This window comes from Corynebacterium sp. S7 (assembly GCF_054401105.1).
Map to the genome: position 1 here is coordinate 741,780 of NZ_CM136760.1, position 12,255 is coordinate 754,034.

The 12,255-nt window shown below is 61.3% G+C and carries 13 protein-coding genes; 6 read left to right on the forward strand and 7 right to left on the reverse strand.

The features are described from left to right. Nucleotides 1-30 precede the first annotated feature (30 nt). A complete protein-coding gene (gene pdxR / locus ACXZ66_RS03615; protein WP_458750561.1) occupies nucleotides 31-1,299 on the forward strand; it encodes a MocR-like pyridoxine biosynthesis transcription factor PdxR in 1,269 nt (422 codons plus the stop codon). Here pdxR and ACXZ66_RS03620 read toward each other — a convergent pair. The 4 genes from ACXZ66_RS03620 to ACXZ66_RS03635 are packed head-to-tail and all read right to left on the reverse strand — an operon-like array spanning nucleotide 1,291 to nucleotide 5,176. Continuing rightward, nucleotides 1,291-2,403, reverse strand: a complete 1,113-nt coding sequence (locus tag ACXZ66_RS03620) for a cysteine desulfurase family protein (protein WP_458750562.1) — start codon at nucleotides 2,401-2,403, stop codon at nucleotides 1,291-1,293. The genes pdxR and ACXZ66_RS03620 overlap by 9 nt on opposite strands. Further along, nucleotides 2,404-3,234, reverse strand: coding sequence for a carboxylating nicotinate-nucleotide diphosphorylase (gene nadC, locus ACXZ66_RS03625; RefSeq protein ID WP_458750563.1), 831 nt, complete (start codon nucleotides 3,232-3,234; stop codon nucleotides 2,404-2,406). Nucleotides 3,235-3,241: 7 nt separating this feature from the next. After that, nucleotides 3,242-4,531 (reverse strand): quinolinate synthase NadA, encoded by a 1,290-nt coding sequence (gene nadA / locus ACXZ66_RS03630; protein WP_458750564.1) that lies wholly within the window; start codon nucleotides 4,529-4,531, stop codon nucleotides 3,242-3,244. A 3-nt stretch (nucleotides 4,532-4,534) separates the two neighbouring features. Beyond that, nucleotides 4,535-5,176 carry an NUDIX hydrolase gene (locus tag ACXZ66_RS03635; protein ID WP_458750565.1) on the reverse strand — a complete coding sequence of 214 codons (642 nt, stop codon included), beginning with the start codon at nucleotides 5,174-5,176 and terminating at the stop codon, nucleotides 4,535-4,537. Between the two features lie 100 nt (nucleotides 5,177-5,276). Here ACXZ66_RS03635 and ACXZ66_RS03640 point away from each other — a divergent pair, with 100 nt between their 5' ends. From ACXZ66_RS03640 to ACXZ66_RS03655, 4 genes are all read left to right on the forward strand, one after another. Continuing rightward, nucleotides 5,277-5,498, forward strand: a complete 222-nt coding sequence (locus tag ACXZ66_RS03640; protein WP_458750566.1) for a DMT family transporter — start codon at nucleotides 5,277-5,279, stop codon at nucleotides 5,496-5,498. Nucleotides 5,499-5,512: 14 nt separating this feature from the next. Next, nucleotides 5,513-6,741 (forward strand): IS3 family transposase gene (locus tag ACXZ66_RS03645; protein ID WP_458750567.1). Its coding sequence is split into 2 segments (ribosomal slippage): nucleotides 5,513-5,789 and nucleotides 5,789-6,741, totalling 1,230 coding nucleotides; the frame shifts between segments, so codons are not numbered across the junction. A 27-nt stretch (nucleotides 6,742-6,768) separates the two neighbouring features. Continuing rightward, nucleotides 6,769-7,509 (forward strand): DMT family transporter, encoded by a 741-nt coding sequence (locus ACXZ66_RS03650; protein WP_458751253.1) that lies wholly within the window; start codon nucleotides 6,769-6,771, stop codon nucleotides 7,507-7,509. Between the two features lie 211 nt (nucleotides 7,510-7,720). Then, nucleotides 7,721-8,200, forward strand: a complete 480-nt coding sequence (locus tag ACXZ66_RS03655; protein ID WP_458750568.1) for a hypothetical protein — start codon at nucleotides 7,721-7,723, stop codon at nucleotides 8,198-8,200. Nucleotides 8,201-8,252: 52 nt separating this feature from the next. On the opposite strand, the gene ACXZ66_RS03660 is transcribed toward ACXZ66_RS03655, so the two are convergent. From ACXZ66_RS03660 to ACXZ66_RS03670, 3 genes are all read right to left on the reverse strand, one after another. After that, nucleotides 8,253-9,491 carry a metallophosphoesterase family protein gene (locus ACXZ66_RS03660; protein WP_458750569.1) on the reverse strand — a complete coding sequence of 413 codons (1,239 nt, stop codon included), beginning with the start codon at nucleotides 9,489-9,491 and terminating at the stop codon, nucleotides 8,253-8,255. A 34-nt stretch (nucleotides 9,492-9,525) separates the two neighbouring features. Further along, complete coding sequence (locus tag ACXZ66_RS03665) at nucleotides 9,526-11,091, reverse strand: alkaline phosphatase D family protein (RefSeq protein WP_458750570.1); 1,566 nt, start codon at nucleotides 11,089-11,091, stop codon at nucleotides 9,526-9,528. A gap of 97 nt (nucleotides 11,092-11,188) precedes the next feature. Beyond that, nucleotides 11,189-11,623: a MarR family winged helix-turn-helix transcriptional regulator gene (locus ACXZ66_RS03670; protein WP_458750571.1), complete on the reverse strand. Its 435-nt coding sequence runs from the start codon at nucleotides 11,621-11,623 to the stop codon at nucleotides 11,189-11,191. 146 nt (nucleotides 11,624-11,769) lie between these two features. Here ACXZ66_RS03670 and ACXZ66_RS03675 point away from each other — a divergent pair, with 146 nt between their 5' ends. Beyond that, entirely contained in the window at nucleotides 11,770-12,255 is a 486-nt protein-coding gene (locus ACXZ66_RS03675; RefSeq protein WP_458750572.1) for a COX15/CtaA family protein, read from the forward strand.

A 12,255-nucleotide genomic window follows, 5' to 3' on the forward strand; every position in this document is an offset into this window, starting at 1 on the left:
CTACAAATTTGGACCACAGGAGCGCGCACCGTGAGTATCCCCGCCGATATCGTCGAGCGTATCCGCGAGCGAATTACCGAAGGTACGCTGCGCCCCGGCGACCCGCTGCCCTCGACTAGGCTCTATGCCCAGCAACACGGGGTCTCGCGCGGAAGCGTGGTCGCGGCCTACGAACAGCTCACCGGCGAGGGCTACCTGATCACCTCGCCCGCGGGCACCACGGTCAACCCGGCGCTTCCCGAGCCACTGCGCCAAGAACGCCGCGCCCTCTCAGCCCCAAAGAAGAAACCCAAGCCCAAGGGTGATCTTCGCCCCGGCGTTCCCGAAACCGCCGCCCTGACCAGCCGCGAGTGGCGCAGTGCCTGGCGCATTGCCGCAGCATCGCCGCAGGCGCATCCGGTCCCCGGCAGCCAAAGGTTGCGCGAGTTATTGGCTGAACACCTGCGTCTCACGCGTGCGGTATCGGTGTCTCCAGAGCAGATCGTCGTCACGCTCGGTGCCCGCGACGGCCTGCGACTGATCATGCTGGCCACCGACGGCCCCGTCGCCGTGGAGGATCCCGGATTTCCCACGCTGCACGAGATTCCGCGCAGCCTCGGCCGCGAGGTGATCAAAGTGCCGGTCGACGAGGAGGGCATCGACATTGCCACGCTCGAGCAGGTGCGGCCGAAGGTGGTGCTGGTGATGCCGAATCATCAGTATCCGACGGGCAGGCAGATGTCGGCGGCCCGGCGCCTGCAACTGATCGAATGGGCGCGCAATTCCGGCGCGATCATCGCCGAAGATGACTACGATTCCGAGCTGCGCCGCACCCACCCCGCGCTTGCGGCCCTCGGCGCAAACGTCTCCGTCGCACTGCTTGGCTCGTTTGCGAAAACACTCACGCCGGCGCTCGGCCTCGGCTATCTCGTGGTGCCAGATTCGCTTCGCGACGACGTGCTCGCCCACGCCCTCCCCGTTTCCGGAATCGTCCAGGACGCCGTGGCCAACTTCCTGGAAGCCGACGGAGTGCGCAAACATACCGCCCGGATGCGCCGTGAATACACCCAGCGCAGAGCCATTTTTGCCGAATATTTCCCGGACGGAATCGCCATGGACGGCGGGCTGCACGCCGTGATCGAATTGGATGGCAACGAGGCTGAAACCATCGCCGCCTGCCACGCCCGCGGGCTGGAGGTCGAGGGCCTGAGCAACTATTGGAGTGGGTCGGAGCGCGCCGGGATAGTCATCGGGCTGGGCGCACATTCGCGCGAAAAGCTGCGGGCGGTGTTGGCGGAGTTGCGGGAGGTTTTAGCCTAACCCCCGCACCGCGGCCACCGCATCGACAACCGCCCGCGCCGCCGTCTCCGCATCCTCCTCAGTCGTTGTCGGAGAGAAAGTGAACCGCACCGCCGTGCGCGCCAAGTCTTCTGGAATGCCAATGGCCAAAAGTACTGGCGAGGCATCCTCGGAATCGGCGTCGCAGGCAGATCCCGAGGAGCACATGATCCCGCGTTCCTCCAGCTCGAGCAACACGGCCTCGCCGCCGACGCCCTCGAACACGAAGGATGCCGAACCGGGTACGCGCTCGGTCGGATGCCCGGTCAGGCGCGCGCCGGGAACACTAGTTAATACAGTGCGGATGAAGTTGTCGCGAAGCCCAGTTGTGCGCAGGTGATCGTCGTGAAGCGAAAGACGCAGCGCCGTGGCGAGCGCGACGGCCCCGGCGACATTTTCCGTGCCGCTGCGCAGCCCCCGCTCCTGGCCACCGCCGTGCAGGACCGGCTCGAGCGCGACCGAGCCACGCACCCACAGAACGCCGGTGCCCTTCGGCGCGCCGAGTTTGTGGCCGGAGAGGGAAAGCGCGTCGACGCCAAGCTCGCGGACGTTCAAGTTCAAACCCGCGGCCTGGACGGCGTCGGTGTGAAAGGGCACTCCGGAGACGAGCTCGCGGATCGGCTGGATCGTGCCGATCTCGTTGTTCGCGAAATGGATGCTGACCAGCGTTGTATCCTCGCGCAAAACCGCTTGCAGGGCGGCGGGAGTGATGCGGCCGAACTCGTCGGGCTCGGCGAAGGAGACCTCGAAGCCGTGGAATCGCACCAGGTAATCCACTGATTCTAGGACCGCGGCGTGCTCGAGGCGCGTGGTCACGATGTGTTTGCCGCGCGGATTTGCCAAGGCGATGCCCTTGATGGCCAGGTTGTCGGCTTCGGTGCCGCCTGAGGTGAAAATGATCTCCGAGGCACGCGCGCCCAGCGATTCCGCGACCGACTTCCGCGCGGCCTTGAGGCCTTCGGCGGCCGCGTGCCCGACGCGGTGTTGCGAGGATGGGTTGCCGAAGTCGCTGGTCAGGTACGGCCACATCGCTTCGATCGCTTCACGACGAGGCGCCGTCGTCGCCGCATTGTCCAAATAAATCATCTAGTGGAAATCCAGCCCAAGGTCGAGCGCGCGGACCGAATGCGTCAGCGCGCCGACCGAAATCAGGTCCACGCCGGTGGCCGCGATCTCCGGGATGCGCTCGAGGGTGATGCCGCCGCTGGCGTCGATGAGCGCGCGGCCATTGACCAGCGCGACGCCTTCGCGCAGCTCATCGATGCTGAAATTGTCCAGCATGATGGTGTCCACACCTGCGGCGAGAACCGGTTCGATCTGGTCGATGCGGTCGACCTCGACTTCGATGTGGGTGGTGTGGGGCACTTTTGCTCGCATTGCTTTGAGCGCTTCGGTGATGTCGGAACCGACGGCGGCGAGGTGGTTGTCCTTGACCAAGATGGCATCCGATAGCGAGGAGCGGTGGTTGTGGCCGCCGCCGTCGCGCACCGCCTGGCGCTCGAGTAAGCGCAGGCCAGGGGTGGTTTTGCGGGTATCGGCGATGCGGGTGCCATGCGCGGCTGCGACGTAGCGGGCGGTCTGGGTGGCGATGCCGGACATGCGCTGCACGAAATTCAGCGCGATGCGCTCGGCACGCAGGATGGAGCGCGCGGAGCCTTCAATGGTGGCCAGCGACTGTCCTTTGTCGAAGGTCTCGCCGTCTGTGATGTGCAGCTCCACGGCGACTGTAGGGTCGACGAGCGCGAAGGTGGTGGTCAGCAGCTGCACGCCGCTGAAAGTGCCGGGCTCGCGGGCGGTGAGTTCGGCGCGCGCCTGGGCATCGGCGGGCACGAGGGCCTCGGAGGTTAAGTCTCCCCAGGGCGCGTCCTCGTCGAGAGCTGAGCCGACGATTCGTTCGATGGTGCGGTGATCGATCATGTTTTCCTTACTTCTGAGCTTGCGAGCTTGGAGCGACGGACAGCATCCGCTCGAGGGCAACAGTGGCGGGGGCGGCGACGGAATCGTCGACAGTAATCTGGTTGACCACGCGGCCCTCGACCAGCTCTTCGAGCACCCAGGCGAGGTAGCCGGGGTGGATGCGATACATCGTAGAGCAGGGGCAAATCACCGGGTCAAGGCAAAAAATCGTGTGCTCTGGGTACTGCGCGGCAAGGCGCTGCACCAGGTTGATCTCGGTGCCGATGGCAAACGTCGAGCCCGCCGGAGCTGCCTGGATCGCCTTGACAATGAAGTCGGTGGAGCCGGCCGAATCCGCGGCATCGACGACAGGCATCGGGCACTCGGGGTGCACAATCACGTGCACATCGGGGTGCTCGGCGCGCGCCTTTTTAATCTGCGCCACGCTAAAACGCTTGTGCACCGAGCAAAAACCATGCCAGAGCAGCACCTTGCCGTTTTGCAACTCCTCGACCGTGTTGCCGCCGAGCGGCTTGCGAGGATTCCACATCGGCATCTCATCCAGCGAAATGCCCATCGCCTTCGCCGTGTTGCGCCCCAGATGCTGATCCGGGAAAAACAGCACGCGCTGCCCGCGCTCAAAAGCCCACTCCAACACGGCAGCAGCGTTCGACGAAGTGCACACAATACCGCCATGCTTGCCGACGAAGCCCTTCAACGCAGCAGACGAATTCATGTACGTCACCGGAATCACCGGCACGCGACCCTGCGCGTCGGTTTCAGTACCGTATATTTCTTCGAGCTGCTCCCAGCACTCTTCCACTGATTCCAGATCCGCCATGTCTGCCATGGAGCAGCCGGCTGCGAGGTTCGGCAGGATAACGGACTGCTCGTCGGTGGAGAGCAGGTCAGCGGTCTCAGCCATAAAGTGCACGCCGCAGAACACGATGGCTTCGGCCTCAGGCTTGGACTTCGCCGCGCGGGCCAGCTGGAAAGAGTCGCCGACGAAATCCGCGTGCTGAATTACCTCGTCGCGCTGGTAGAAGTGGCCGAGGATGACTACCTTCTCGCCGAGGGTTTCCTTTGCGGCGCGGATGCGATCGTGGAGTTCTTCCTCGCTCGCGTGCTGGTACTGCTCCGGCAGCACCTGTTGACGCGGCGTGCTCAGCGGCAAAGGATCCGAGAGAGACGCTCCGGGGCCGTAGCTTTGTGGGGCGCTCGGGTCGTCGAGAAGCCAAGGCCCGTCCTTGAGCTCCGTGGAACACGAGGCGCTACCTTGCTGGAGTAAGTGGTCGACGGAGGCATCGGTGATGGTCATGATTTAGTCTTTCGTTGGTGGGGTGGCGAAGCGATACAGCTTGGGTGGTCTGTGCGGGGTGCCGCTTATGACTTCGCCGGTGTCAATGAGATCCGGAGAGGTGGCCACGGATCTTCGAAAGTTGGCGGCATCGAGCTTGTGGCCGAGCACTGCCTCGTGGACGCCGCGCAGCTGCGTGATGGTGAAGGTGTCGCCGAGGAAGCGGTGCGCGATATCGGCGTAGCCCATCTTCGTGCGCAGGCGCTCAAGCGCGTAATCGACGATGGCGTTGTGGTCGAAGGCGAGGCCGGGCAGGTGATCGGCGGGAAACCACTGGACGTTTTCTTCCGGTTCGGCGCGTTCGACCTCGCTTCCACGCACGAGCGCCCAATAGACCACGGAGACGACGCGGCCGGTGGGGGAGCGGTCGACGCCACCGAAGGTGTAGAGCTGCTCGAGGTAGCTGGGGCGAAGACCGGTGGTTTCGCCGAGGGTGCGGGCTGCAGCGGCTTCGAGTTCCTCATCTGCGGGGAGCCAGCCGCCGGGAAGTGCCCACTGGCCGAGGTGGGGAGCGCGGGTGCGCAAGACAAACGGTGCCCACAGTGAGGGTGTGCCGGCGTCGTCGGGGCGCAGCGAAAAGATCACTGTAGAGACAGCTATTTTCACATTCGCCCCCTTAAGGTCAGATCGACTTTATGTTCTGGGTCACCTTACAGTCATGTTGACCTAAAGGGAAGGGGCGGGGGTAAAGCGCTACTATGGCGCCATGCTTGCGATGCTATTTGGAGTGGGAATCGGTGCCCTGATGCCGATTCAGACCTCGGTGAATAACCGACTGCGCATGTCGGTGGGTTCGCCGCTGATGGCGTCGTTCATTTCCTTTTTGGTGGGAACGATCGCGCTGGTGGTGGCGTCGTGGGTGACCACTGGTCGGCCGGTGCCTGACTTTTCGCTGAAGCGTCCTGGGTTTAGTTCCGATCGTTTCTAGAGGAGGATTGGATCATGCCTAGGAAGTTCAGTGACGAGTTCAAGGACAAGGCGGTGAGGTTAGCCGAGGAGCTCGTTGAGCTTGAGGGGTGTTCGAAGTGGGCGGCGGCGGAGGAGATCGGCGAGAAGCTCGGCGTCTCGGCGCACACGCTCAACAACTGGTTGAAACCTGTCAAAGCGTCCCCCGACGTTCAGCGGAGCACTGGCGAGTCGGTTGACGACGAACTGAAACGTCTGCGGCAGGAGAACAAAGAGCTGCGCAGGGCGAACGAGATCTTGAAGACCGCGTCAGCTTTTTTCGCAGCGGAACTCGACCGTCCCACCAGAAGATGATCGAATACATCGACACGTATCGCGATCGCTTCGGGGTCGAGGCCATCTGTCGCACGTTAAGGCAGACAGAATGTGGGTTTATCACCTCTCGCGGCTACCGAGCAGCGAAAACACGAGCCCCGTCGGCCAGGAGCTTGTCAGACGCGCTGCTTATCCCCGAATTGGTGAGAGTCTTCGAGGACAACTTCAGCGTGTACGGGGTACGCAAGATGTGGAAGGCCATGCAGCGCGCCGGCTGGGACATCGGTCGTGATCAGACGGCACGGTTGATGAAACTCGCCGGCATCCAAGGCCGCAGAAGGGGCCGCACTCCGATCACAACGCTTCGGGCTGATGTCCCGGATTGTCGTCCTGATCTGGTCAATCGTGACTTCACCGCGTCAGCGCCGCACCGGCTGTGGGTCGCTGACATCACCTACGTGCGCACCCTGTCGGGGTTTGCGTACACCGCGTTCATCACCGATGTGTACTCCCGCAAGATTGTCGGGGTTGCCACCAGGGCGAGCATGCGCACCGATGAGCTGCCTCTTGAGGCTTTTGAGCACGCTCTTTATCACGCAGGTGATCTTCGTGCTGAAGGACTTGTCCACCACAGCGATCGCGGCTCGCAGTACGTGTCCATCCGCTACGGTGAGGCACTTGCTCAAGCTGGGATCGATCCGTCCGTTGGCACCGTCGGCGATTCCTACGACAACGCGTTGGCGGAAACGGTCAACGGTCTCTACAAGACCGAGCTGATCTATCCCCACCGGCCGTGGGCGTCGGTTGGGGAAGTCGAGATCGCGACCCTTCGCTGGGTGTACTGGTGGAACAACCACCGCCTGCACGAGTCATTGGGATACATCACCCCACAAGAGATGGAAGACGCCTACTATCAACAATCACACGCCCAGCCGTTGGGCGTTCAATAAGCGGAACGAAAACCAGGACGCTTCACGCTGACTGCAGGTCAGCCCTGGTGGATTTTTACCGGTGGTGCGCTTGGTGTGGTGGTGCTGACCGGCAACATTTTGCTGTTTCCGCGGGTCGGTAGCGTGCAGACGGTGATTCTTCCGCTCAGTGGCCAGATCTTTATGGGCCTACTCATCGATTCCTTTGGCCTGTTTGGATCCCCGCACATTGAGCTGACGTGGGTGCGTTTCTTCGGTGCCGTGGCGGTGTTGGTAGGGGCGCTGGCCACGGTGGGGGCGTTCGATCGTCGTGAAGCGAAATCGGGTGAAGGGCGGGGCGCGATGGTGTGGCTGTGGCGTGCGTTCGGCCTAGTCATGGGTGCGTGCGCGGCGATGCAGGTCTCGGTCAACGGCAGGCTGGGCACCGTACTGGGCTCGCCCGTTCAGGCCGCGCTGGTCTCGTTCGCGGTGGGCGCGTCTGTCCTCTTTCTCCTGCTCCTGCTGACGCGGACCCCGTGGCGCGGCATCGACGGCGCGGGCGAGAAAAACCCCTGGTGGATGTGGCTCGGCGGTGTGCTCGGTGCGACGATTGTTTTTGGCACCGCGTTTTTGGGGCCGATCGTGGGCACGGGCATGACGGTCGTGCTGATGCTGCTGGGCATGATGGTGTCCAGCCTGCTCATCGACCAGTTTGGGCTCCTTGGGGGTCACAAACGCCGCGTCGCACCAATCCAGATCATCGGCATCCTGGTTATTGTTGCCGGCGTGGCGATGATCCGGTTGGTGTAGGCAGCGCTGGACGACGATCGCGCTCGCTTGATTTTTCGTGCGGGCGCCTGTGGACATGGTTACGGTTCCACATCGTTCATTGTTTCACTTCGATAATCGAACTATACTAATTCGTATATCGAAATAATTTATCGGGGTTCCTGGATTGATAGCGCAGGTTTAGTTTCGCAAATCGTCGCGCTTTCGCGCGCTCACAATCAAGGAGTTTCCCATGAAAATTACTTACCGCGTTTTCGCTTTGATCATCGCGGCGCTTGTTATCGTGCAGGCCGCTATGCATGCTTGGTTCTCCGTCGGGGTCGGCATCTATATGGCAAATGGAGGCGTACCCGACCCCTCCGGCGACAGCGGAATGCAGTATCCAGAGGTCTGGGGCATTATTATCCACGCAGCGAACGGTGCGGTCCTGATTCCACTGGTAGCGGTGGTTTTCGTTGTTATCGGGTACCTTACTCACACGAAATACGGACTAGCGTTCGCTGCGGTTTTGCTGGTACTTGTCGTGGCTCAGGTGGTGCTGGGCTTCACCGGGTCACAGCTCGCGCTGCTTGGTCTGCTCCATGGCATCAATGCGATGTTGATCTTTGCCACGGCCCTGTTCGCCGAGCGCTACATGAGTACGCAAATGTCTAGCCGCCGGATGACTGATCACCCAGAGAACCTCGAATCGCGCCCCGCCGCCATGATCTGACATGAAACCGACCCCGGCGGGCGCCGATGCCCACGTCGGAGCCCTAGAGCACTTAAGCTCCGGCCTTAACGTAGTTCGGGAATGGGTATGGCTCGGCGATCTTCTGTCGCTCAGGGTTCATATTCAGACCGAGATCCTTCGCGAAAACGAGGCGGGTGGACTCGTAGACGCGCTCGGTGTTTTCGTTGAGCTCGAACACGCGGGCACCGCGCAGGGTGTGCTCGTCCCAGGTGCCGTCGTTGAGACCATAAGGGCCAAAGCCGGTGCCAGGACCGTAGCCCAGCTCCACGCCGAAGTAGTTGCCGTGGAAGGTGTTGATGTGGTCGTGGCCGCAGTAAATGCCCAGCACGTCGCCGCGCTCGCGCACAGCGGAGTAGATGCCGGAGTTGAAATCGCCGACGTAAACGCCCTCGTTCATGACGCCTTCAATACCGTGCAGCGCAACTGCTGCCTGGTGCTGTTCCTCGGTGTTGTTGTACGGGCCGCCGAACCACATGTCGCGGTGCTCGTAGGTGGGGATGTGGAAGTACATCAGGCCCGGGATCTTCTTGCCGTAGCGCTCCTCGGTGGCGATGGAGTTCTCGCGGTACCAGGCAATCTGGTCGGTGCGGATGTAATCGTAGCCTGGCAGCTCGTCGAGCGACTGGCCAGCAAGTTGACCCTCGTGGATGTAGTTGTTGGAGTCGAGCATCCAGATCGCAAACGCAGGCACGTTCGAGTTCGAGCCGTTGACCAGCAGGTGGGTATTTGAGTGGCCATAGACCTCGTCGTCAATTGCGTTGAGGTTGTGCTTGTACTGACGGATGAACTCCACCATCTCAGGCTCGTACACGGTGGTGCCGTTTTCCTCGGTGGAGTCTTCGTCGTGGTTGCCGAAGGTCAGCGCCCACTTGACGCCGCGCTCTTCCATTGGCAGCACCACGTTGTTGATGGCTTGGTAGACCTGCTCGTTGGTGGTTGGGCCGCCGGTGATAACGTCGCCGTTGATGAGTGCGAAATCTGGCTTCTCCTGATCGAGGACCTTCCCCATGAACTCGATCGTGCGCTTATCGGTCAGGTGATCGTCCTGGGTGTCGTTGAACTGGACGATCTTGAAGCGGCCGTCGCTGTTGAACTTCAGCTTTGCTTCGCCGGCCGCTGGGCCTGGGCGTCCGCTGGACAGTGGGCCGCGGCCGTTAGAGCTGGACTGAGCCTGGGCAGGTGCGTTGAAGGCTGCGAGGGCAGCGGCGCCGAGGGTGGTTCCGCCGACAAGAAATTTACGACGATCGAACGCGCGGGAATTTTCAGACATGTTTTTCTCCTAGAAGTTGTGGTGGTTTAAGCGTTTAGGCAGCGGGAAGGGTCTTGGTGTACAAGATGTTGCCGCGGGTGGTGATGATGCGGACGGTGAATTCCTTGGTTTCCGCATTGATGTCTACCTCGCCGAAGTGCTGAATATCGGAGAGGGGAGACTCGCTGACGTAGCTTGGGCCGTGGAAGAAATCCACGCGTGGGCCGAAGGTGGAATCCATCTCGTTGGGGCCGAAGCCACCTGCGTTGAGCGGGCCTGCGACGAACTCCCAGAATGGGGAGAAGTCCTGGAACGCGGCGCGCTCTGGGCTGTACTCGTGGGCTGCGGCGTAATGCACGTCGGCGGTGAGCCAGACGATGTTGTCAACGTCCTTGATTGCGGAGATAACTGTTGCCAGCTCTGCCTCGCGGCCCACAGGTGCGCCTGGAGTGCCAGAAGCAACACCCTCCTGGAAATCACCGTCGGGAACGATGATGCCCAATGGTAGGTCGTTAGCGATGACCTTCCATACCGCGGTGGAATTCTTAACGCCATTGATCAGCCAATTGCGCTGCTGCTCGCCGAGAATCCAGCCAGCTTCGGTCTCGCCGGAATGGTGCTTGTCGTTGGCATCCTTGTAGGTACGCATGTCCAAGACGAAGATGTCCAGCAGGGGACCATAGGAGACCTTGCGGTAGATGCGGCCATCCACGGCGAGTTCTTCGTCGATAGGCTGCCATTCCTTGAATGCCTGGTAGGAGCGGGCCGAGAGGACATCGATGCTTTTTTCGGTGTAGCGCGCGTCGTCAAGGATCTCGCCTGGGTACCAGTTGTTGGTTGTTTCGTGGTCGTCCCACTGCACAATCTGTGGCACCTGCGCGTTGAAGGCGCGGTAGTTGTCATCGAGCAAGTTGTAAGCGTACTGGCCGCGGTACTCGTCGAGGGTTTCTGCAACCTTCGACTTGGCCTCGGAGGTGATGTTGCGCCAGATCTGGCCGTCCGGCAGGGCGACGGTTTCTTCGATGGGGGCATCGGCGTAGATAACGTCGCCGGAATGCAGGAAGAAGTTCGGGTTGCGCTCGGCCATGGCCTTCCAGCCGATCATGCCGCCGATGTCAGGGTTGATGCCGAAGCCCTGGCCTGCAACGTCTGCTGACCAGTGGAAACGGATGTCGTGTGCCTGTGTTGGAGCGGTGCGGAACACGCCGATAACAGGCTCGGACGTACGGCCAGTTTCGGCATCCTCGAGGTGCACGCGGTAGTGCACGTCCTGGCCAGGTTCAAGGCCAGTGAGGCGGACGGAGCCGGTGCCGTCGGTGTCAGGGGTGAGCAGCTGCGTTGAGCGGAACTCGCGGACATTGCGGAAATCCTCGGTCGCGGACGTTGCGACGACCATACGCGACGGACGGTCGGTGCGGGTCCAGATCAGACCGCCGTCGGTACGCATATCGCCGGACGCGACACCGTGTGTGATCTTTGGACGCTCTGCGAGCAGGCCACCAAAGCTGGAGCCGGAAGAAGTCGAGGAGGAAGAGGAAAGTGCTTGCGCGGAAGAAGGTATTGCGAGGCCAGCGACTGTGAGGCTGGCTGCGGTAATGAATGAACGGCGGGAAAATGCCATATATTCTCCTACGGGAAATAGAGTGTGCTGTCCAAAAGGGCAGTCATAAGGACCGTAGGTGATATGAATGTAAATCGGATTAATATGGCATGAACATTTAGTTAGGAATGCTTGAGTCCGTGATTTTGCGCAGGTCTTCGAGTGTTACGCGCAGCTGCTGCATGCGCTCCGCCCCCAGATGTTCCGCCCATTCTTCCTCGATGGCGCGCTCCTTTTCGCGTGCGAGCGGCAAAATATTCTCGCGGGTGAAATCGCTCAGGGTGACTAGTTTTCCTCGACCGTCCTCCGGGTCGGGCGCCCGGTGCACGTATCCCGCCTGCTCCAGCCTATCGACGAGCGCCGTCGCCGTTTGTCTGGTGATCTGGGCGTAATCGGCGAGGTCGCCGATGCGGGTCCCCTGATCGTCGATACGCGCTAAAAGCCTTGCCTGTGCCGGCGTGATGTCGTGGCCGGCCTCCATGACCACTTCTAAGATGCGGGCTTCGGCGCTGCGATGCGAGATGAACATGAGTAACGCGGTGGAAATTGCCATTGATTTACTTCGACCTTCGAATTAAAATGGTTCGTATATCGAATCATTTTACCAGGCTTTGTCTTGGCTTTCCTTGAATTCATTGCGGCACGTCTATCGCACCTATTCCAAGCACGCTTGTGCTCAACAAATTCAAGGAGTTAAAAATGAAAATGACATACCGCGTCTTGGCCTGGCTCATCGCTGCCCTCGTGATCGTCCAAGCCGCGACCCACGCCTGGTTCTCCGCGGGTGCCTCAGCGTATCTCGAAAGTGGCGGAACCCTCGACACGAGTGGCGGGAGTGGCATGCAATTCCCCGAGATTGCCGGAATTATTATTCACGCCATGAACGGCATGTACCTTATTCCGCTGGTCGGTATCGCGCTTGTCGTGGTTGGCTACTTCACGCACACCAAGCGGGGTCTCTACCTCGCGGTGCTGGTGGCGGTGCTGATCGCGATCCAAGTCACGCTCGGCCTCACCGCGCCGCAAATGACTTTCCTCGCGCTGCTGCACGGCGCTAATGCGCTGCTGATCTTCGGAGCGGCCCTGTGGGCGGCGCAGTACATGGGGAAGCAGTCACCTGGGCGAATGAGCAAGATGCAAGACCACCCCGAGAACTTCGATCGGCAGCCCGCTGCCATGAAATGA

Excerpts from the sequence above, each read along its gene's own strand:
- ACXZ66_RS03640 (WP_458750566.1), top strand. The coding sequence starts at position 5,277 with ATGCTTGCGATGCTATTTGGAGTGGGAATCGGTGCCCTGATGCCGATT.
- ACXZ66_RS03620 (WP_458750562.1), bottom strand. The coding sequence starts at position 2,403 with ATGATTTATTTGGACAATGCGGCGACGACGGCGCCTCGTCGTGAAGCG.
- ACXZ66_RS03660 (WP_458750569.1), bottom strand. The coding sequence starts at position 9,491 with ATGTCTGAAAATTCCCGCGCGTTCGATCGTCGTAAATTTCTTGTCGGC.
- ACXZ66_RS03675 (WP_458750572.1), top strand. The coding sequence starts at position 11,770 with ATGAAAATGACATACCGCGTCTTGGCCTGGCTCATCGCTGCCCTCGTG.
- ACXZ66_RS03655 (WP_458750568.1), top strand. The coding sequence starts at position 7,721 with ATGAAAATTACTTACCGCGTTTTCGCTTTGATCATCGCGGCGCTTGTT.
- ACXZ66_RS03665 (WP_458750570.1), bottom strand. The coding sequence starts at position 11,091 with ATGGCATTTTCCCGCCGTTCATTCATTACCGCAGCCAGCCTCACAGTC.
- nadA (WP_458750564.1), bottom strand. The coding sequence starts at position 4,531 with ATGACCATCACCGATGCCTCCGTCGACCACTTACTCCAGCAAGGTAGC.
- ACXZ66_RS03670 (WP_458750571.1), bottom strand. The coding sequence starts at position 11,623 with ATGGCAATTTCCACCGCGTTACTCATGTTCATCTCGCATCGCAGCGCC.
- nadC (WP_458750563.1), bottom strand. The coding sequence starts at position 3,234 with ATGATCGATCACCGCACCATCGAACGAATCGTCGGCTCAGCTCTCGAC.